This window comes from Acinetobacter higginsii (assembly GCF_000369845.1).
Taxonomy (GTDB): domain Bacteria; phylum Pseudomonadota; class Gammaproteobacteria; order Pseudomonadales; family Moraxellaceae; genus Acinetobacter; species Acinetobacter higginsii.
Genome location: NZ_KB850212.1, coordinates 202,541 through 221,622, shown reverse-complemented (window position 1 = coordinate 221,622; position 19,082 = coordinate 202,541). Strand labels below are relative to the sequence as shown.

General features: G+C 40.3%; 23 protein-coding genes and 1 pseudogene. 10 read left to right on the top strand and 14 right to left on the bottom strand.

Annotation, left to right across the window (positions count from 1 at the left end):
* Positions 1-129: 129 nt before the first annotated feature.
* Both F885_RS14250 and F885_RS14255 read left to right on the top strand, forming a co-directional pair.
* Positions 130-1,020 (top strand): ATP-binding protein, encoded by an 891-nt coding sequence (locus F885_RS14250; protein ID WP_005183333.1) that lies wholly within the window; start codon positions 130-132, stop codon positions 1,018-1,020.
* 101 nt (positions 1,021-1,121) lie between these two features.
* A complete protein-coding gene (locus F885_RS14255; protein ID WP_005202594.1) occupies positions 1,122-2,222 on the top strand; it encodes a DUF6670 family protein in 1,101 nt (366 codons plus the stop codon).
* Positions 2,223-2,286: 64 nt separating this feature from the next.
* Here the strand turns inward: F885_RS14255 and F885_RS14260 are convergent, their stop codons facing one another.
* Positions 2,287-2,847 (bottom strand): TetR/AcrR family transcriptional regulator, encoded by a 561-nt coding sequence (locus tag F885_RS14260; protein WP_005202593.1) that lies wholly within the window; start codon positions 2,845-2,847, stop codon positions 2,287-2,289.
* A 91-nt stretch (positions 2,848-2,938) separates the two neighbouring features.
* On the opposite strand from F885_RS14260, the gene F885_RS14265 reads away from it, so the two are divergent.
* The 3 genes from F885_RS14265 (at position 2,939) to F885_RS14275 (ending at position 5,129) form a co-directional block, all read left to right on the top strand.
* Positions 2,939-3,481: an HPP family protein gene (locus tag F885_RS14265; protein ID WP_005183342.1), complete on the top strand. Its 543-nt coding sequence runs from the start codon at positions 2,939-2,941 to the stop codon at positions 3,479-3,481.
* A gap of 146 nt (positions 3,482-3,627) precedes the next feature.
* On the top strand, positions 3,628-4,206 hold the full coding sequence (locus tag F885_RS14270; RefSeq protein ID WP_005202592.1) for a TetR/AcrR family transcriptional regulator: 579 nt from the start codon (positions 3,628-3,630) through the stop codon (positions 4,204-4,206).
* Positions 4,203-5,129: a DMT family transporter gene (locus F885_RS14275; RefSeq protein ID WP_005202591.1), complete on the top strand. Its 927-nt coding sequence runs from the start codon at positions 4,203-4,205 to the stop codon at positions 5,127-5,129. The genes F885_RS14270 and F885_RS14275 overlap by 4 nt, the downstream gene beginning before the upstream one ends.
* Before the next feature lie 8 nt (positions 5,130-5,137).
* Here the strand turns inward: F885_RS14275 and F885_RS14280 are convergent, their stop codons facing one another.
* The 3 genes from F885_RS14280 to tsaD form a co-directional block, all read right to left on the bottom strand.
* Positions 5,138-5,461, bottom strand: coding sequence for a hypothetical protein (locus tag F885_RS14280; protein WP_005202590.1), 324 nt, complete (start codon positions 5,459-5,461; stop codon positions 5,138-5,140).
* A gap of 124 nt (positions 5,462-5,585) precedes the next feature.
* On the bottom strand, positions 5,586-6,089 hold the full coding sequence (locus F885_RS14285; protein WP_005202589.1) for a hypothetical protein: 504 nt from the start codon (positions 6,087-6,089) through the stop codon (positions 5,586-5,588).
* A gap of 181 nt (positions 6,090-6,270) precedes the next feature.
* Positions 6,271-7,278 (bottom strand): tRNA (adenosine(37)-N6)-threonylcarbamoyltransferase complex transferase subunit TsaD, encoded by a 1,008-nt coding sequence (gene tsaD / locus F885_RS14290; protein ID WP_005202586.1) that lies wholly within the window; start codon positions 7,276-7,278, stop codon positions 6,271-6,273.
* Between the two features lie 145 nt (positions 7,279-7,423).
* On the opposite strand from tsaD, the gene rpsU reads away from it, so the two are divergent.
* Together rpsU and F885_RS14300 are read left to right on the top strand one after the other, a co-directional pair.
* On the top strand, positions 7,424-7,639 hold the full coding sequence (gene rpsU, locus F885_RS14295; RefSeq protein ID WP_004652785.1) for a 30S ribosomal protein S21: 216 nt from the start codon (positions 7,424-7,426) through the stop codon (positions 7,637-7,639).
* A 29-nt stretch (positions 7,640-7,668) separates the two neighbouring features.
* Positions 7,669-8,115, top strand: coding sequence for a GatB/YqeY domain-containing protein (locus F885_RS14300; RefSeq protein ID WP_004808327.1), 447 nt, complete (start codon positions 7,669-7,671; stop codon positions 8,113-8,115).
* Between the two features lie 89 nt (positions 8,116-8,204).
* Here F885_RS14300 and F885_RS14305 read toward each other — a convergent pair whose 3' ends face one another.
* The 8 genes from F885_RS14305 to F885_RS14340 all read right to left on the bottom strand — a co-directional run bounded on the left by F885_RS14305 (position 8,205) and on the right by F885_RS14340 (position 13,869).
* Entirely contained in the window at positions 8,205-8,612 is a 408-nt protein-coding gene (locus F885_RS14305; protein WP_005202585.1) for a hypothetical protein, read from the bottom strand.
* Entirely contained in the window at positions 8,590-8,949 is a 360-nt protein-coding gene (locus tag F885_RS14310) for a hypothetical protein (protein WP_005202584.1), read from the bottom strand. The genes F885_RS14305 and F885_RS14310 overlap by 23 nt, the downstream gene beginning before the upstream one ends.
* A gap of 40 nt (positions 8,950-8,989) precedes the next feature.
* Positions 8,990-9,355: a GFA family protein gene (locus F885_RS14315; protein ID WP_005202582.1), complete on the bottom strand. Its 366-nt coding sequence runs from the start codon at positions 9,353-9,355 to the stop codon at positions 8,990-8,992.
* Between the two features lie 62 nt (positions 9,356-9,417).
* Complete coding sequence (locus tag F885_RS14320; protein ID WP_005202581.1) at positions 9,418-9,912, bottom strand: GNAT family N-acetyltransferase; 495 nt, start codon at positions 9,910-9,912, stop codon at positions 9,418-9,420.
* Between the two features lie 59 nt (positions 9,913-9,971).
* Positions 9,972-11,369 (bottom strand): M48 family metalloprotease, encoded by a 1,398-nt coding sequence (locus F885_RS14325; RefSeq protein ID WP_374755509.1) that lies wholly within the window; start codon positions 11,367-11,369, stop codon positions 9,972-9,974.
* Between the two features lie 170 nt (positions 11,370-11,539).
* Complete coding sequence (locus F885_RS14330; RefSeq protein ID WP_005202579.1) at positions 11,540-12,127, bottom strand: 1-acyl-sn-glycerol-3-phosphate acyltransferase; 588 nt, start codon at positions 12,125-12,127, stop codon at positions 11,540-11,542.
* A gap of 111 nt (positions 12,128-12,238) precedes the next feature.
* Complete coding sequence (locus F885_RS14335) at positions 12,239-13,204, bottom strand: 2-hydroxyacid dehydrogenase (RefSeq protein ID WP_005202578.1); 966 nt, start codon at positions 13,202-13,204, stop codon at positions 12,239-12,241.
* A 17-nt stretch (positions 13,205-13,221) separates the two neighbouring features.
* The gene (locus tag F885_RS14340; RefSeq protein ID WP_005202575.1) at positions 13,222-13,869 is read right to left on the bottom strand and encodes a hypothetical protein; all 648 of its coding nucleotides are present in this window, start codon (positions 13,867-13,869) and stop codon (positions 13,222-13,224) included.
* A 261-nt stretch (positions 13,870-14,130) separates the two neighbouring features.
* On the opposite strand from F885_RS14340, the gene F885_RS14345 reads away from it, so the two are divergent.
* The gene (locus F885_RS14345; protein ID WP_005202573.1) at positions 14,131-15,234 is read left to right on the top strand and encodes an MBL fold metallo-hydrolase; all 1,104 of its coding nucleotides are present in this window, start codon (positions 14,131-14,133) and stop codon (positions 15,232-15,234) included.
* Positions 15,235-15,445: 211 nt separating this feature from the next.
* Positions 15,446-16,081, top strand: a pseudogene (locus F885_RS0120090) (SDR family oxidoreductase).
* 73 nt (positions 16,082-16,154) lie between these two features.
* On the opposite strand, the gene F885_RS14350 reads toward F885_RS0120090, so the two are convergent.
* A complete protein-coding gene (locus tag F885_RS14350; protein WP_005202570.1) occupies positions 16,155-16,751 on the bottom strand; it encodes an FMN-dependent NADH-azoreductase in 597 nt (198 codons plus the stop codon).
* Positions 16,752-16,849: 98 nt separating this feature from the next.
* Here F885_RS14350 and F885_RS14355 point away from each other — a divergent pair, with 98 nt between their 5' ends.
* The gene (locus F885_RS14355; protein ID WP_005202569.1) at positions 16,850-17,758 is read left to right on the top strand and encodes a LysR family transcriptional regulator; all 909 of its coding nucleotides are present in this window, start codon (positions 16,850-16,852) and stop codon (positions 17,756-17,758) included.
* A 22-nt stretch (positions 17,759-17,780) separates the two neighbouring features.
* Here F885_RS14355 and F885_RS14360 read toward each other — a convergent pair whose 3' ends face one another.
* Positions 17,781-19,079, bottom strand: a complete 1,299-nt coding sequence (locus tag F885_RS14360; RefSeq protein WP_005202568.1) for a Y-family DNA polymerase — start codon at positions 19,077-19,079, stop codon at positions 17,781-17,783.
* Between the last annotated feature and the right edge of the window lie 3 nt (positions 19,080-19,082).

The following is a 19,082-nucleotide window of genomic DNA, read 5'->3' as shown; positions in this document are numbered from 1 at the left end:
ACAATGCAAAAAGCAGCCACAACAATCAAGGGTAAAATCGATTTATTTCGATATTTCTGATGATATTTTCTTTATTTCGGTAATAGCAGTGATAGTATCCCTATTCATCATTGAGTTTGGTTTATATGTATGGCTATCCTTGATTTACCCGAATCTATTCTTCAATCGCTATCAAGTGTTTTAACACAGCTTCAGCAAGTTCTCCCTGCACCAAAGCAACCCACTGACTTTTCAGCAATCGCATTCCGTTGGGAAAATCAGCAGCTGGTCGCCATACAACAACCTAAGAAAATGCATTTGGAAGACTTAAAAGGCATTGAGCGCCAAAAAGACAAGATCATTCAAAATACCCTACAGTTCCTGAATGGCCTACCTGCCAATGATGTCTTACTGACAGGTTCTCGTGGTACTGGAAAATCATCGATTGTACGTGCGCTTCTCACCGAGTATTCAACTCAGGGTTTACGCTTGATTGAAATTGAGCGTGATGATTTATCTGATTTACCCAAAATTCAAAAGCTGATTGAACATCGTCCTGAAAAATTTATCGTTTATTGCGATGATCTGGCTTTCAATGCCGAAGATGAAAATTATCGTAGTTTAAAAAGCGTCTTAGATGGTTCACTGCAATCAGGCTCAAGCAATTTTATTATCTATGCAACCAGTAACCGTCGTCATTTACTGCCTGAGTTTATGCACGAAAACACACCGGTACGTAAGGTTGATGTACCGCAATATACAGAACTCCATCCACAGGAAGCCATCGAGGAAAAAATTTCGCTCTCGGATCGTTTTGGAATGTGGCTCTCCTTCTATCCAATGGATCAACAGTTGTATTTACAAATTGTAGAGCACTACATTGTGAAAGCTGGCTTGGAATATAACGATCTGGTTCGTGGTGAAAGTTTGAAATGGTGCCAAGCTCGTGGTCAGCGTTCTGGACGTGCAGCCTATCAGTTCTCAAAGCACTGGATTGGCTCACAAAATCTAGAAAAATTGTCGAACAAAGCCTCTGCGTAAATGTCCTGAAAAGCCGTAGCTTTGTCCTTATTTCCGCTTAGCATTGGCAATTGTTTCTCATAATCTAGCTGTCACAGCATGGATTGAGTTTAGGAAACAAGATGAAGAAACAATTGCCACCGACATCCCTGACCAGCAAAATTTTGGGTAAAAGCCTGTTATTGGCACAAGGTACGCTTGATAAAGCGGTAAAATATTCAACAACACCCTTTTCAGAACCAGACATCATTCGCCCACGCACTGATGGGATTTTTTATACCTGGACACATTATGGGATCTTCTTTCCTCTGCTGCCTGAGCCTCATCGTTATTTAAATATTATGATTTTATTGGGTACACCAGGGGCACTTGCATTTGACCATGATGATATTACCTTAGGTGACCCAAGAAAGACTGCAACGTTTTTCTCTAGTACTGCTGCGGTAGATGAGCATCTACTCAAAGCTTATATCATTCCAGAACAGACCAATATTCAAGACAATGGGACAACTATTGAGCTCGGTGAAGAAGTTTCGATCCAAGGAACTCTACCGAATATTCATCTCAAAGGTGCCTACCATGGACTCAGCTTTGAATTTGATTTAGATGTCACCAATCAAATCTCATGGTTTATCAAAACCCCGATTTATGATCATTTTAGTTTATTGGCAAACTTCAAAGGTCAGCTTGAGTATCAAGGTAAAATCACGCCTGCCGAAGGCTTATGTACCTATGAATATGCCCGCGCTACAGGTGCACACGGAGTCGTGAAAAAGCTACTCCCTGAACCGTATAAATTACCACTCGATTTCTTTACCTATCAAATTATCAATTTGACGGATAGCACCCAATTATTACTCACTAAAGCTGATATTTTGGGTCAACCAGCAGCCTATACATTGCATGTTCGACATACCGACATGCCTGCTGAAGTCTATACCAATGTCGAATTCAAGGTGATTGCACATCAAGTCGATGACTATGTTTCACCAAGTGGTAAGAAAATGCGCTTACCGCAATTGTTCTCTTGGTCCGTCAAGGATGATGCTGATCAGAAAGTTTTAGATATTACCGCAGAAATTGATAGTCCATTCCGTTATGGTCATGGCATTGGCTATGCCAGTGCTTATACCTTCACAGGTGAATATTTAAATACCCCTGTTCAAGGCCGTGGTTATATCGAATATGTGGATGTAGAAGATCAGAATGCATTTAAGGATTAAATAAACTGAACACGTTGATGAGTCTTTGCTAAAACGTCAAAGGCTCATCATTTCCCTTTGCAATCTAGTTGCTCTGAGGGTTCAAAGTATCAATCAATTGGTTAATTGAATCCTTGATCTCGGCTGCCACCTTTGCATCATAACCTTCGACCAAGAATCGGCTAATGAGCCCTTCAATCAGCGTATACGTCACTTCAACCAACATCTCTGTTTTTGAATAAGATTGCAAATATTCCGTAATCAAGTTTCTAATCCAAACTTTATGTTCTTTAGACACAGAGATGATGTCTTGATCACCCAAATGCGACTCAGCCACAGCTCTGACGAATAAACATCCTTTAAAGTTATCTTCTTGAAACCATAATAAGTGCCAATCGATCAACCTGTTCAATGCCTCTCGCCCTGTTGCCTCCGCCACATAATCCAATAGACGCTGCCTAAACTTTTCATCACGTGCTTCTAAGACTGACTTCACCAATTGATTTTTGTTTTTGAAATAGGTGTACATCGTGGTTTTTGAACAGCCAGATTCATCTCGAATAAGGTCGACCCCGACACCAACAAAACTATTTCCATAAAATAATTTTTCTGCGGTATGCAAAATTTTATCAGCAGACTTCGACATAAAGATTTACTCATTTAAAATAGTACAGATCTGTACTATTTATAATTTTAGTTCTATTATCGCCATAAAGCAACCCAGTCGTGAGATCACCATGTTATCTTTATTCAACGGTAGAGAACATCTTGCTCCCTTACCCCAATCCATTGATATTATAAGAAGTTTAATTGGCGGCACCTTAAGCATCTTGATCTTAATCCTGCTCAGTAAATTCACCCACAATCTATTTATCATGGCTCCTTTTGGCGCAACCTGTGTCATCTTATATGCCGTATCGCAATCGCCTTTGGCTCAACCTCGCAATGTAATTTTGGGACATTTTGTCTCAGCATTTATTGGCTTACTGTTTCTTAAAGTTTTTGGTACATCAGCTTTGAGCATTGCGCTTTCTGTCGGTTGTGCCATCGCAGCCATGCAACTTCTGCGTTGTGTTCATCCACCTGCTGGCGCAAATCCATTGGTGATCTTGCTAACAGCCAATACCATTCAATACCAATGGAGTTTCTTATTTTTCCCCGTGTTATTAGGCTCTATTGCACTCGTCATGGTGGCATGGTTGGTCAATAACCTTAAATCCGAGAAGAAATGGCCTGTGTATGGATTGGCTTTTATCCACAGTAAGAAAAATATTGAATAATCCATCTATCGATTAAAGCGTAATGTCAGCGTTTTAATCGATGCCATCCTGTTCATCTAAATTCAATGAAATTCCAATTTCCCCTTGCAAATAATTTACTTTTCAATAAAATTAGGTAGATCGGTATACATAAATAATTTTTTACTATGAACACTAAATCAGCAAAACAAAAAATCTTGGATGCAGCTTCTACATTGTTTTATAACGATGGCATTAGCAATACAGGCATCAATAGCATTACAGAGAAAGCCAATGTGGCAAAAATGTCGCTGTACAATAATTTTGCCACCAAATCAGATCTGATCACCTGCTACATCGAAGCTCGCCATCAAGAATGGCTGGATTTATATGAAAAGAGAAAAGCTCAAATCCAAACCCCGATTGACGGTATTTTGGCGGTTTTTGATGCTTATCAGGATCACGCAGAATTTGCTTATGAAAAAGGCTTTCGTGGTTGTGGCCTACTCAATGCAGCCGCAGAATTCCCTGCACATAGTCCTGAACGTTTGGCGGTTAAACAGCATAAAGATGAAATTGAAGCGATTTTAGCGGGTCATTTACAGCAGCTCAGCACCAACCCACAACGAGTCAAAGAACTGGCACTACTGATTTCATTTATCTTGGAGGGTTCGATTGCCCGTGCCGGTTTAGAAAGTTCAAGTGACAAAGTATTTGCTGCAAAACAAATAGTTCAGAGCCTATTAGCGCAAGAGGTTTCAAAGTGAGTAGCACCTCTTTTCGCCTCAGTGCTCATTCTGGTTTTATTGCCGTCCTCATTGCCTCTATTTTATGGGGAACGACAGGCACAGCCGCTTCTTATGCTCCAAATCTAAGTCCCTTAGCGATTGGCGCAATTGCAATGGGCGGCGGTGGTTTATTACAAGCTTTATTGGCCCATAAAAATATCCGCAGTCATTTACCTCAAATTCGCTCTTACTATCCATTATTGTTGATTGGCATGGTCTCGGTTGCGATTTATCCACTGGCTTTCTATTCGTCGATGCGTATGGCAGGGATTACCATTGGTACAGTAGTTTCAATCGGATCAGCCCCTTTATTTACGGCAATACTGGAGAAGTTCTTTGATAAAAAAGCACTGTCTGGCAAGTGGTTTATCAGCTTTATCTTTGGCGTCGCTGGTGTCTTGCTGCTCTCTCTAGGAGAGTCACACTCCCAAGCATCTGCACAAACGATTGCGGCAGACCAAAAAAGCATTGGCATTATTCTTGGACTGATCGCAGCCCTAACCTATTCGTTATATTCTTGGGCTGCAAAAAAGATGATTGATCGTGGTGTCGACTCAAAAGCATCTATGGGATTAATTTTTGGTTTTGGTGCTTTAATCTTACTACCGACATTATTTTTTACGGGTTCAAACCTGTTTGATGAACCTGTGAATTTGTATGTTGTGGGCTATATGATGCTGATCCCGATGTTTCTCGGTTATCTGTTATTTGGCTATGCTTTAAAGACCATTTCAGCCAGTACCGCGACCACACTGACCTTGTTTGAACCACTGGTTGCCGCTTTGTTTGCAGTATTATTAGTCGGTGAACAACTCGCCCCGATTGGTTGGATTGGAATGGCTTTGATTTTTGTTTGTCTGGCAGTATTGTCAAAAGCAGATCGTTCAAAACAAATCAGCTAAAAGATGTTCTAGACCATTAAAATAAAAAGTAGGAATATTGTACATACCAAGTTAAATGCAATCACTTTCCCGTTAAAGAACAATGCTGCTTTTGCTGATTCTTTAACGGGTTGCTCGCCATCCTTTGCTATCGCAGACAGTACCATGCCAATAAGATTACAAACAGTCGAGACCAACAGTACCAAAAAAAAGAATAAATGAATTGGGGGCATTTCACAGATTCGATCCGTTGTACATGGAATACTGAGAACATAGATTGAAAAGCCTGTAGCCGCAATAATAAGCAGAATACTTAACCATGCACAGCCATTGGCTGCTTTAACCACCCACATGATTCACTCCTTTTTATTTATATATTATTAAAAAAATACAATATAATTATTTGATAATTAAAATATTAATTATAAAAGATGCAGAGCAATAGATTTCCTCTGCATCCATTTCAAGATTTAAAGATCAATACTCTCTGGCTAATTTTTCCAATGTGGTGAGCATTTTTCTCACTACACTTCTTTTATGATGCAACATATTCTTAATGTTGCTTGGATTGAAACCTGTCAATTTTGCGACACCACGACTGGTCATGTATTCACCAGTTTTCGCAAAGTGTTTTTCACTTAACTCAGTTTTCGCATTTGAAAATCGAACTGCCAGCTTATAATCACTAAACTCAGACCATGCACCTGTCTTATATTCGTCTGCATCAAAGCTACTCTTCTGCTGAGTAGGTTTTTCTCGAAGAATATTGCTCAAGCGATTAATGACAATTTTTTCTTCACTTTTTTCAATTATTTGATAAAGTTCAGTTTCTTCAAAAGGACGCCCTAAAGCGATATCTTTTCTATATTGTTCAACGACTTTTTCTTTTGACTCGACCTTTTTCTCACCTTGTTGAGTGAGGCAGAGAATCTTAAATAAAGACTCTAATCGGCCACATGTAAAAATATAAGAAATTTTCAACTTTTGTACTCCACAATGAGTTTTAGCTCATCAAAAATAAATAATTTATCCAATACTCTAATACGATAGCGTCGACTTTAACTCTTTGCCATGTACATAAATCAAGAATTTGATTTTTAAATATAAGAATGGTCTAAATTGATCCATAATCTAAGGATCAATTTAGAAGAATGCGTTGCATTTAGGTTGGTTGTAACTCAGTCATTGGCCATCTTGGTGTTGTCGTCACCGCCAAACCATCATGTTGCCCTGCTTTTAAACGTTGATATCCAGCAAAGGCAATCATGGCGCCATTGTCTGTGCACAATGCGGGCTCGGCATAATAAACATGTGCCTTGATCTTTGCCAGTGAAGTTTCTAATTGTTCACGCAAACGCAGATTTGCACTGACACCGCCAGCAATCACCAAACGTTTTAAACCCGTTTGTTTTAAAGCTTTCACTGATTTTTTAGCGAGTGTATCTACAACTGCCTCTTGGAAAGATGCAGCCACATCCGCATCACGATTTTCTTCACCTAACTTTTTCAGTTGTACTGAAACTGCAGTTTTAAGACCACTAAAAGAAAAATCCAAACCTTGATGCAATATTGGTCTTGGGAATTCAAATGCTTTTGCATCACCTTGCAAGGCTAACTTCGCAATATTTGGACCGCCCGGATAAGGCAGCTTCATCATTTTTGCGACTTTATCAAAGGCTTCACCCGCTGCATCGTCAATCGATTCACCAAGCAATTCATATTGACCGATGCCATAGGCCGCCATTAATTGAGTATGCCCACCTGAAACCAATAAAGCCACAAACGGAAATTCCGGTGGAGTTTCCGAAAGTAATGGTGCAAGCATATGACCTTCCATATGATGCACACCAATCGCAGGTTTATTAAATGCAAATGCCAAACTGCGGCCAAATAAAGCACCTGTCATTAGTGCGCCCATCAGTCCAGGACCACGAGTATAGGCAACTGCATCAATTTCTTGTTTTTTGACACCACTTTGCTCAAGCAGTTGATTAATCAAAGGAATCATCTTGCGAACATGGTCACGTGAAGCCAATTCAGGAACGACGCCACCATATTCGGCATGCAATTTAATCTGGCTATATAGAACCTGTCCACGTAAGCCGAGCTCGCTATCATAGAGTGCTAACCCAGTTTCATCACACGAAGTTTCTAAGCCCAAAACAATCATTAAACTGCCTTTACAACGATCAAAAGTAATATCTGAGCTATTATAGACTTGTGATCTGAGTTGTAAATGAGTAAAATACTGACCTTCACTTGCGATCTAGTGCAATAGTGCGTTAGATCTTATCCATCATCTTAGAGGATTTTACATGCCACAAGTTAAGTTGAAAGAAGGCGAACCAGTAGACGTAGCTATCCGTCGTTTCAAACGTTCATGCGAAAAAGCGGGTGTTTTAGCTGACGTTCGTAAGCGCGAATTCTATGAGAAACCAACTCAAGAACGTAAGCGCAAAAAAGCTGCTGCAGTTAAGCGTTATCAAAAGAAATTGACTCGCGAATCTGTACGTACTACTCGCCTTTACTAATTAATTTGTGATTGACTGCTGAAGAGACTATGAATACTTTAAAAAACCAAATTACTGACGTGTTAAAAAATTCAATGCGTGCCAAAGATATGGCAACAGTAACGGTTATTCGTGGTGTACAAGCAGCAATTAAGCAAATCGAAGTCGATGAGCGCATTGAGCTTGACGATGCTCAGGTTCTTGCGGTCATTGAAAAGCAAATTAAACAACGTAAAGAATCGATCAAGGCCTTTTCTGGCGCTGGTCGAGATGATTTAGCTAGTAAGGAACAAGCCGAAGTTGAGGTTATTTCTCAATTTCTACCAGCAGCTATGACTGAGGAAGAACTTGATTCCATCATTGAGCAAACGATTGCTGCTCAAGAAGCTACTAGCATGAAAGATATGGGTAAGGTGATGAATTCTCTACGTCCGATCATAGCCGGGCGTGCCGATCCTGCACAAGTATCTGCTAAAATTAAAGCAAAATTAAGCTAAGCCAAAATTTTAATGCTTACTTTTGTGTTAGTTCCAAACACTTTTTTGTCTTACTAGATCTATTTATATTTACTTACAGATCAGCAAATTTAAGTAGACTGATAAATAAGATCTGAAGAATATGCGTATATTTCGCCTTCTTCTACGCTGTCCATACTATAATACAAAATTAAATTTCCCAATTCTGAAGATACGACTCCACTCGCTTTTTCTATATGACATTCACCTAAAGCTACATATATTCTGACAGTACTATATCCAAGTAGACAATTATTTTGGTAAACAATCGCTTCAATCTTAAAATCTATTTCATCTATACAACTCTTATTTGTGACTTTTTCGCCCACATCATCATAATTTAAAACGATAGTTTTCGCTTTTGATTCTTTTAAGAAACCCACCAAGTGGCCTCTTACATCTTTAAATACAATTTCTTCTGTAAAAATATTTTCAAGCTGTTCTGATATCACCATATTATTTAAAATCACACTGAACATTATATTTCGCAAGCATTTGCATTTCTTTTGATTCAACCACCTGCTTGATTAAATCCTGCTTGCTCATGTTGGCATATTGCGTTGGTAATGATGAACGATTTTGTTCAATCGCATCAGACATATCCTGAATATAACGCTGATTAATCTGACAGTACTTTGCTTGCTGCTCAGGCGTAAATTGTGACGTTTGTGGATTCAGACTCCGTAAAAAGCTGCGGATATCCTGTGCATATACACCACGAATTTTATCCACTGAGTTTGCATATTGCTCAATCGATGCTGCTGAGCTGATCCCCACACTGCTGATCGCAAAAATAAAAACTAAAATTTTCTTCATAAATGTTCTAACTTCTCAGCAATTGCTTACGCACGTCATCTTATCTTAATTCAATAAATTTTGGTTTATGCTCCAGAAAAAATTCTTCCTTCGGTGCGGGTATATTACCTTCTGTCACAGTGCCTAGGCGTAAACGAATTACATCAGGCAAATCCTTTCGATAAGAATAGAGCGGACTGGCACAATTTTGACAAAATACACGCGCCTTGTTAACTGTATGAAAATATTCTTTCAGTTGCTCTTGCCCAGAAATTAACTCAAATTTGCTTTGCTCAATCGGGCTGTTCCACCCTGCAATTGAACCTTGTGCCTGTTGGCAATGACTGCAATAACATAAAATGCTGTTTTCAATTTCTGCATGATATTGATACTGCACAGCACCACACAAACATTGCCCTTTGATCATAACAATTTTCCCCTCAGTTTTATAAATATAAGTCGTCTTTAAGTTTTATGGTTTGATATAAGTTAAATAAGGCTCTGCTTTAGTTCAAGTATTTCACCAGCAAGCCCATCATAATCTTTGAACGCTGTATGAATGAATCCCTGACTTGTTAAAATTTTACGTGATGCGATATTGTTAGGGTCAATAATCGCAAATATCCGATGAATTGAATTTTGCTTTTTGGCATCACTCAGTAGCTGTTGACTAACTTTACGAGCTATACCTTTTCCCCAATAACTTGGTAAAAGCATATACCCCAACTCAACCTCATTGTCATTCAAGTTTTTGATTTCCAATTTCGCTAAGCCTATATATTCATTAGTATTCACATCTAATATTTTAAAATGACCAAATTTCGGATGTAATCGATTATTGACGATAAGCAACTGAAAATCTTTCATCGCCTCTTCTTCAGGAATCGCTCTTTCTGTAATCATCGCCATAACTTTTTCATTTCCAACCAGTTGGTAATAAAGCTTAAAGTCATGCCTATGAAATTTTTCTAGTTTGATTTCCATATCGTTATTACTCTTTCTAAACTGAATACGTCTCAGTAAATATCAACTAAGGAAGTCGATTACAGTCGCATACGGCGTTCATCTTGCATCTGTTTTAAACGCGCATCAATCTTGGCTGACATGGCTAAATTCCCTTTCGCCAACCGTTGTGCGTGTAACATCGATTTAATTGCATTTTCTTCGTAACCCGACCAATACTCTGCCTCTGCACGATAACCCAATACATTGACTGCTTGTAATGGTGAACTCTTATCTAAATTGGTGGCTTGTTGCAGTAATTGCCAGCCTTCTATATCACGCTGGTTTTTGTGGATAAAGCGTTGTACCAAAGTTTGTGCCTGTGCAACTTGCCCTTGGCGAATCAAAACTTCCGCCAACTTATAGGACAAGGCTCTATTCTCCGGCATGGTCTTTTGAATCGGATTAATTGTGGCATAGGCCTGATCTAACTTATTTTGGCCCAAATAAATATCAGTTTGGATCAAAGGAATCAGCACATGATTCTTGAGTTTCGGCTTTACTAAATCCAAATTGGCCTGTGCTTGTGCGTAGTCACCTTGTTCAAGATAGAACTTGCTCAATGCCAATTGTGCAGCTGTATTTTTTTGATTTGCCATTGACTGTAATTGAAGTTCAGTGGCCTGACTTGAAACCACTAAGGTATAGAGTTTTAAAATTTCAAAATCGAGATCGTAAATTTTTGACTTCACTTTCGGTAATTGATTAGCACGTAAACGTGCTTCGCTCATCCGCTCAGTGGTTAAAGGATGGGTAAACCAGAAGTCTGGTAAAAAGCTAACACGACTGGTGGCACGATGCATGGTTTCAAAATAATCTGCCATACTCTGTGGGTTATAACCTGCAGCATACATAAACTGCATCCCGATACGATCCGCTTCACGTTCCTGATTACGACTATAACTCAACTGCTTATCCATCAATGCCGCTTGGGTCCCCATCATTACCGCTGCACCCGCATTGCCATCGGCTTGAGATGCAATGGCAGCCCCAACAAGAATCCCCGCCAATGCAAGCAAACCTTGCCCCTTAAATGCTTCTTGAGAGCGGCTATAGTGTCGCTGTGCAACGTGTGCAATCTCATGCGCCATAACCCCAGCAATCTCATCCAGATTTTTAGCTGAAGTAATCAAACCTGTATTCAATGCAAATAAACCACCAGGAACGGCAAAGGCATTAATTTGAGGATCTTTAATAATCACCAAGCCAATCGGTTGACCAAGTTGAGTCTGACTTAAAATACCTGAAAAGACCTGCAAGAACTGATCCTCCAACCATGCATCTTGCACCGTTGGCATTTGACGATGTACTTCACGATAGACTTTTTCGCCAATAAATTTTTCTTTTTGTTGATCGAGTAAACCTATACCGCTGCCAATTTCAGGCACTTCTGTTTGCCCAGCACTATGCGCAGGCAAAAAAACCTCAGTGTGACTCAGTTGAGTTGTGGCGAAAAGGCCACAGGCGAGCAGGAACGATCTCAAGTGGTTTCTCTATGATTTTAATAAAGAAATTTAATATAGCATTGAAAAAAGGAGAAATTTGCAACAAAGTGTTATAAAAGGCAGGAAAATCCCGCCTTACTTTATGATTTTTGAAATCGACTGAATTACTCTGCCGCGACGTAACGCTGATCTACACTAAATTTCTCTGGGAATTTCGCATTGATCGTGGCATAAAAAGACATGATCTCGGTCATATCCTTTTCATAATCCCCTGTAGGATAAACAATTTTTCCTACACCTGTTTTTTTCTTGGCATAGTCCATATACGCAAGTGCAATCGGTACACCCGCTGTTATTGCCAAATGATAAAAACCAGTTTTCCATTGCTCTTGTTTAGCACGCGTTCCTTCTGGAGTCACTAGCATGACTAACTTAGGGTGCGTCTTAAATAAATCACTCATCAGCTGAACCATACTTGGACGTTCTTGACCTTCATGCTTGGCACGACGATCAATACCGATCCCCCCCATTGCACGCACAAAAGGACCAAATGGCAATTTCATATAACTGTCTTTGATGGTCAGGCGCACATTAACACCCAAGGCTTTCAATGCTAAACGGGCATATAAAGCATCCCAATTGCTGGTATGCGGGGCCGCAATCATGACGCATTGGTCAATATTTAAATCCCAATGATTGTCAATTTCCCAGCCCATTAAACCCAAACTTTGTTCAGCTAATTTCTCGAACACCAGACACCCCAAGACGAAGTCACAAAGGGCGCAAGTGTACCAATATTAATCAATTTAAAAAGATGAGGCCGCACAATAATGCAGCAATCAAATGATCAGCATTGTAAGCAATTATTCAAACTTCGGATTCACTAAATAGCGAGGTGTACGATCTTCTAATGCATCAATCAAATTCTGATAGGCAAGGTTGACCATCTTCTGACGTGTTTCAGCAGTTGCCGAACCGATATGTGGTGCAGTCACGGCATTTGCTAGCTCAAATAATGGAGAACTTTGTAGTGGTTCCTTGGCATACACATCCAAACCTGCGGCAAAGATTTTATTTTGCTGTAATGCTTCAATCAATGCATGTTCATCCACCACCGAACCGCGAGCAATATTCACAAACACTGCATGTTTCTGCATTAAATCAAACTGTTCTGCACCAATCAGTGCTTTAGACTCAGTATTCAAATCAACGGCCACTACAATGAAATCAGATTGCTGCAATAACTGATCTAAATCACGATACTGTGCATTGAAGGCCTGAGCCACCTCAATCTTTTCACGGCGATTATGGTACAAAACATTCATATTGAAACCATAAAAACCACGACGGGCAATCGCGGCTCCAATATTACCCAAGCCAATAATACCAAGGGTTTTGCCGAAAACATCTACCCCAAATTGTTCCGTCGCAACGGTACGCTTCCACTGCCCTTGCTTAGTCCAAGCATCTAATTGTGGAATCTTACGTGCGGCACTCAGTAACAAGCTAAAGGCTAGATCGGCTGTGGTTTCCGTTAAAACGTGTGGCGTATTGGCAAGCCAAATTTTCTTTTGATTGAGATAGGCGACATCATAATTATCATAGCCAACCGACACGGTCGAAATAATTTTAAGTTTTTGTGCAGGTGCTAAGTTGCTTTCATTGAGTAAACGCCCTGCACCTATCATGGCATCGGCATCAACGACTTCGGCCCGAATCTGTTCATTGATATCACCAAGCTTAGGATTGAGCACCACCACCTGATAATCTTGCTGTAACTGCGCTATCACGTCCTGATCTATTTGGCTGAATACAACGACTTTCTTCATGATTCGATTTCCGTTCTTTATTGCATGAGCTGCCACAATCGTCTTTTCAAGACAGGTTGAGCCAGCATTTCTTCTAAACTCGCTAAATGTAATATATTAGAATGCTGAATAAAGTCCAGTTGACCTAAGCATAATATCTTTCTGCCGCTTGCAGTAGCATCCAGAAAGCCTTGAATATAGGATGGTAGTCCTCTGCTCTCTTGAAATGCAGCCAAGGGAAATGGCCATTTCAACTCTGCGTATTGACCCAATCGTGCCTTTTGAATATTTTGCCAGAGCTGCCTTTGTGCATCGCTGAGCTGACTGCTTTCCAACAAAATGGCACAGTTTTCTAAAACATACATTTGCAGTTCAAATGCCTGAATCTGCGTTGTAATAACAATCTGTTCTTTTTCAACAACAGCTTCTTTTACAACAGGCTTGGCAATAATTTCTGTAGGCTGAGGAATTTCTTTTTCAGTGATCGCTAATGTTGGTCGCGATGCAACTTGAATTTCTTTTGGCGTTGGTACGACATCTAATATCGGTGTCAACGGTTGCGAAGCTTCTTCAACAATTTGATCTCGCCATAGGTTCGGTGCAGTATTTTTTTGACATACCACTTCTCTAGGAATCCAAACATCTATTCCTAAAGTTGCCAATATGTTTCTTTGCTGCCCGATCATGCTACCTACTCGTTGTCTTGACTCACAGTGATTTACAACACTGTAACCTTGCATAGTCTAGCATAAACCAAGTCCTGCTAAATGACTTCCTTTTGCTCAATCACATCAATACACATTCAATTCTCGTTCGTTTAGGCAAATATTCAATAACAATAGGCAAGTTTTCATTCATCGACTTTTAGACAATATTTCATCATTTTGTCGCTTTTAGTTTTTATTAATATCGTATCGAATGCTCAAATGAAAAGGTTGACTCCATTTATGCTTATTCTTTTTGTTGCGATCGCCGTGGCCCTGCTTATTGCAGCGAGTGTTATATATGCACAACAACCCTTATTCGGTAGAATCCCTTCTGGTGAACGACTACAAGTCATTGAAAGCTCTCCCAACTATCGCCAAGGTCAATTTCGAAATTTAATTGAAAAATCAGGCATGAGCGAAGGCTCTAGTATTGCGGTTGAACTCTATAAAACCTTTATTAAAACCATTCCTCATCGTAATCCGATTGATCCCATTCCTTCCATTAAAACCAATCTACTTGCTCTTGATCCAAAACAAGATGTCATGATCTGGTTTGGACACTCATCGGTATTTATGCAGTTGCATGGTAAAACCTTTTTGATCGACCCTGTTATGAGTGGCAAAGCCTCTCCTTTCCCTTGGGGCACACGCGCCTATAAAGGGACTGATATCTATCGGGTTGAGGATTTACCTGAGATTGATTATTTGCTGATTTCGCATGATCACTATGACCATTTAGATTATGAAACGGCACTTAAACTCAAAGACAAAGTTAAATACGTGATTACTGGTCTAGGCGTCGGTGAACACTTTGAATACTGGGGTTATCCCAAAAATAAACTGATCGAGCGAGATTGGGGTGATCGAATCGAGTTTGATGATGGGATTAGCATTATCACTGAAACCACCCATCATGATTCACGACGTGCCTTTGATGGTGGTAAGAATTTATGGGTTTCTTTCGTGATTCAATCCCCGAATAAAAAGATTTTCTACACCGGTGATGGTGGTTATGACAAGCACTTTGTCGAGATTGGACAGAAATACGGTCCCTTTGATTGGGCATTAATGGAAAATGGGCAATATGACGCCGCTTGGCGTTCAGTACATTGCCATCCTGATGAGGTTGCCCAAGCCACTGAAGAACTGAATGCGCGTAATATGATTCCTGTACACCATTCAAAATTCAGTTTGGCCAAGCATGCTTGGTATGAACCGATTACCCGTATTGTTGAATATTCAAAAAGCAGAAAATATCGCCTTGCGACGCCGATGATTGGAGAATTGGTTGAGCTGGATAATGAACAGCAACCGTTTAAACAGTGGTGGAAGAATATTCGCTAATTCAATCATAATTGTTATATCAGCCTCATTTCGATGGGGCTTTTTTATGGATACTGCAAAAATCGACAAGCTCATCAAATTAGGCAAACAACTGAGCATTTCAGGTCAATCCTTTTCGTATTTTTAAGCTTAAATAAAATCATCAAAGATCAAGAAAATGACATTCACATGTGTTTTCTTGAATGAAAAAGTGAAATAAAGGTAGTTCAAAATGAAAAAAGTATTAATTCTTGGCGCATCAGGTCAAATTGCTCAATGGGTCATTAACATGTTAGCCAACGAGCCTGAACTGACTCAAACGCTATTACTCCGTGATGCAAAAAAATTAGGCACTGATTTGCCGAACAATGCAAAAGTCATTGAAGCGGATGTTTTAGATCTGGAAAAATTAAAACAGATCGTCCAAGGTCAAGATATTGTTTATGCCAACCTTGCTGGTGAATTAGAACAGCAAACACAGAATATCATTGAAGCTATGCACGGCGCAGGCGTTAAACGTATTATTCTGATCAACTCCTTAGGCATTTATGATGAAGTCAAAGGTAAATTTGGTGAATGGAATCGCAATGAAATCGGCAAATACCTTGGCCCATATCGTAAAGCAGCAGATTTATTAGAAGCCTCTGATCTGGATTATAGTATTTTGCGTGCGGCGTGACTCATGGATGAAGATGAAATTGACTATGAAACAACGGAACGCCATGAGCATTTTAAAGGCACGGTCATCTCACGTAAAAGTGTCGCTGCCTTCGTGGTGAAAATTATTCAAACGCCAGCATTAGCCTCTAGAAAAAACTTAGGGCTCAATAAACCACACTCAGATGCCGATCAACCTTATTTCATCTAAATATGAAAAAATCGGACAAACAGGCACCCTGCGTGTCCGATCCTACCAAGTCTCGGTAGTAAGGGGTATTTTTTTAAACAGCAACCTGTTGGGCTTTTAGATGTGCATCTTTTAATGCATCCACCTTTAAAGCAGGAATATCCAGACCTTCCGCATAAACGAAGCTCACTTCATGAATCCCCATTAAGCCTAAAACAGACTGTAGATAAGGCGTTACTGCATCCGTCACTTGCCCAAGGTGAATACCACCACGGCTGCTCATCACGATTGCCTTGACACCTTCAACCAGACCTTGAGGATAAGTTTCGGTATATCTAAAAGTATGGCGGGCACGCGCCACCAAATCGAACCAGTTTTTCAACTGTGTTGGCACATTCAAGTTGTACATCGGCGCGCCGATCAACAATAGATCCGTTGCTTTAAGTTCTGCAATCAACTCATCCGATAACTGGACAATCTTTTGTATCGGCGCTGCAACGTGTTCTGCACCACGCAGTGCATGGAAAATTTCAGCATCCAGTACAGGTAAGTTAAGCGTGGTTAAATCACGAATGATTACTTCATCCTGTACGCCTGCTTCTGCACGTTGTTTTAAAAATGCATCGATCAAACGGCTCGTCTGTGATTGATCACCCATAATGCTTGATTTCAATACCAACACTTTCGCCATGTTTGTTCTCCATATCTTGATGGAGCTATCTTACTATTACATTTTAATCGCCAGTAGTGATACTATTTCAGTGAATTGATTCCAAAAATTCTACAATCATGCAAACTGAGCTGAGTACGATTTCAATCTTTGTGACGGTGGTCGAGGCAGGAAGCTTTAGCAATGCTGCTGAACAACTACATCTGACCCGCTCGGCTGTGAGTAAAAGCATTGCGCGTTTAGAACAACGTTTGGGCGTGACTTTATTTAAGCGTACTACTCGAACCCTCAGCTTAACAGCCGAAGGTACGCTGTTTTATGAGCACAGTCAGCGTGCTATTGCAGAAATCCATGCCGCTGAAAGCTTGTTGGATCAGGGTAAAATCAGTGCAACGGGCTTATTAAGAATTTCGGCCCCAGTTCTGTTTGGACAACTCTATGTTGCCCCAATGATGATTGAACTGGCGCAACAGCATGCTGATTTGCAGGTAGAACTCTCTTTTAATGACCGAACTGTCGATTTGGTCGAAGATGGTTTTGATTTAGCTATTCGTATCGGCGCTTTACCAGATAGCCATCATTTGATTGCGAGAAAGCTAGGCGATCATCGGATGCTACTCTGTGCCACACCCAAATATCTACAGCAATCAGGCACAGTGAAGGACTTGGATGATCTACAACAGCACACGGCCATTGCTTATCCTTATTCTGGGTCCCCACCGAAATGGCATCTTCAAGATAAAAACAAACAACTGTATGCCATCAAACCCAAAGCAAAATTGCTGTTAAATGATATGCAGGCGATTAAAAATACAGTGTTATTAGATCAAGGAATTGCATGGCTTCCTGACTGGCTGATTCATAAAGAACTACAGGATGGCAGTTTAGTTCAGGTATTGGCAGAGTTTTCCAGTGTCGATTTCCCGATTCATGTGGTTTGGCCTGCTTTAAGCTATATGCCACTTAAAACGCGTTTAGCCATTGATCTGTTGGTCGCGGTATTCCCATCTCAGCTCAGTGCCAATTAACCACCCATCTATACAAAAATCATTATCCAATCTTTAAAACTTGATCCCAATTAGTCAAATAACTTGGTGATTTATGATTTTGCGTCATACGCCATGCCCTCCCATGAGGGGTGATTAAACGCCCCAACGTCATGGTGTCCCGTCCGAACTTTTCATTAATTCCATCGAAAGTTGTAGAGAGGTTACGACGAGCAATCAGTTCATCGGTATCATGAAATAAATCCACAGCATGGCTATGTTGCGGAATGATGTCTAACAAGATCACTTGCGCTTTTTTATAACGATGCCCAGCTTGAAAAATGCGATCAAGCCCCTGCTGTACCGCTTTGATAATCTCTAAACGATCATCACTGTAGTCAGGCAAATAGACGACCGTATAAGGTCGATAATACTGATCCTTATTAAAGCGGTTAGTACGAATACTTACCCCAACCGCCTTACATAATAGTTTCTGATGGCGTAAGCGCTCTATGGCACGTAAACTAAATTCAGTCAGTGCGCCACTTAAATCACTTTTCTCCTGAATCGGCTGTCCAAATGAACGACTACTCAACACCTGTTGACGGTCTGTCACAACATCCTCAAGTTCTAAGCAAGCCATACCTTGTAATTCTTTGACGGTATTTTCCATCAGCACTGAAAAATACTTTCCCATCATTTTTGCATCTGCTTGCAGCAAATCCATCACCGAGTAGACATTCATTTTTTCCAAACGTTGTCGAATCTTACGACCCACACCCCACACTTCCCCTACGGGCATATGCTGCAACAAATCTTCAATCACGCAGGGATCTTCAGCAACGATATTACAGACACTATTAAAACAGGCATGGGTTTTGGCGAGATTATTGGCGAGTTTTGCTTGAGTTTTGGAATAACCAATCCCGATACAGCACGGCAAGCCTAACCAATTTTTGACGGTATCTAAAATCTGATGCGCATAAGCAGTAAGATCATAACTTTGTTGATAGGCGGTTAACTCTAGAAAACATTCATCTATTGAATACACTTCCTGCTCGCATGGATCGACAAAGCTGCCCAATATATTCATGAAACGGCGCGACATTTCCGCATACAAGGCATAATTACTTGAAAAAACTTCGACTTGATGCCGTTGAATAATCTCTTCAATCTGAAAAAAAGGCACAGCCATCCGAATACCGAGCTGTTTCGCCTCATAAGAACGGGAAACCACACAACCATCGTTATTGGACAACACCACCACAGGACGATTTTCCAGCTTTGGATTAAACACGCGCTCACAACTAACATAGCAGTTATTTACATCAATCAAAGCAAAAATACGTTGTGGCAGACTCATGGG

Bases quoted from the DNA above. Each gene is read 5' to 3' on its own strand.
- F885_RS14250 (WP_005183333.1), top strand. From the start codon at position 130: ATGGCTATCCTTGATTTACCCGAATCTATTCTTCAATCGCTATCAAGT.
- F885_RS14255 (WP_005202594.1), top strand. From the start codon at position 1,122: ATGAAGAAACAATTGCCACCGACATCCCTGACCAGCAAAATTTTGGGT.
- F885_RS14260 (WP_005202593.1), bottom strand. From the start codon at position 2,847: ATGTCGAAGTCTGCTGATAAAATTTTGCATACCGCAGAAAAATTATTT.
- F885_RS14265 (WP_005183342.1), top strand. From the start codon at position 2,939: ATGTTATCTTTATTCAACGGTAGAGAACATCTTGCTCCCTTACCCCAA.
- F885_RS14270 (WP_005202592.1), top strand. From the start codon at position 3,628: ATGAACACTAAATCAGCAAAACAAAAAATCTTGGATGCAGCTTCTACA.
- F885_RS14280 (WP_005202590.1), bottom strand. From the start codon at position 5,461: ATGTGGGTGGTTAAAGCAGCCAATGGCTGTGCATGGTTAAGTATTCTG.
- tsaD (WP_005202586.1), bottom strand. From the start codon at position 7,278: ATGATTGTTTTGGGCTTAGAAACTTCGTGTGATGAAACTGGGTTAGCA.
- rpsU (WP_004652785.1), top strand. From the start codon at position 7,424: ATGCCACAAGTTAAGTTGAAAGAAGGCGAACCAGTAGACGTAGCTATC.
- F885_RS14300 (WP_004808327.1), top strand. From the start codon at position 7,669: ATGAATACTTTAAAAAACCAAATTACTGACGTGTTAAAAAATTCAATG.
- F885_RS14305 (WP_005202585.1), bottom strand. From the start codon at position 8,612: ATGTTCAGTGTGATTTTAAATAATATGGTGATATCAGAACAGCTTGAA.
- F885_RS14310 (WP_005202584.1), bottom strand. From the start codon at position 8,949: ATGAAGAAAATTTTAGTTTTTATTTTTGCGATCAGCAGTGTGGGGATC.
- F885_RS14315 (WP_005202582.1), bottom strand. From the start codon at position 9,355: ATGATCAAAGGGCAATGTTTGTGTGGTGCTGTGCAGTATCAATATCAT.
- F885_RS14320 (WP_005202581.1), bottom strand. From the start codon at position 9,912: ATGGAAATCAAACTAGAAAAATTTCATAGGCATGACTTTAAGCTTTAT.
- F885_RS14335 (WP_005202578.1), bottom strand. From the start codon at position 13,204: ATGAAGAAAGTCGTTGTATTCAGCCAAATAGATCAGGACGTGATAGCG.
- F885_RS14340 (WP_005202575.1), bottom strand. From the start codon at position 13,869: ATGATCGGGCAGCAAAGAAACATATTGGCAACTTTAGGAATAGATGTT.
- F885_RS14345 (WP_005202573.1), top strand. From the start codon at position 14,131: ATGCTTATTCTTTTTGTTGCGATCGCCGTGGCCCTGCTTATTGCAGCG.
- F885_RS14350 (WP_005202570.1), bottom strand. From the start codon at position 16,751: ATGGCGAAAGTGTTGGTATTGAAATCAAGCATTATGGGTGATCAATCA.
- F885_RS14355 (WP_005202569.1), top strand. From the start codon at position 16,850: ATGCAAACTGAGCTGAGTACGATTTCAATCTTTGTGACGGTGGTCGAG.
- F885_RS14360 (WP_005202568.1), bottom strand. From the start codon at position 19,079: ATGAGTCTGCCACAACGTATTTTTGCTTTGATTGATGTAAATAACTGC.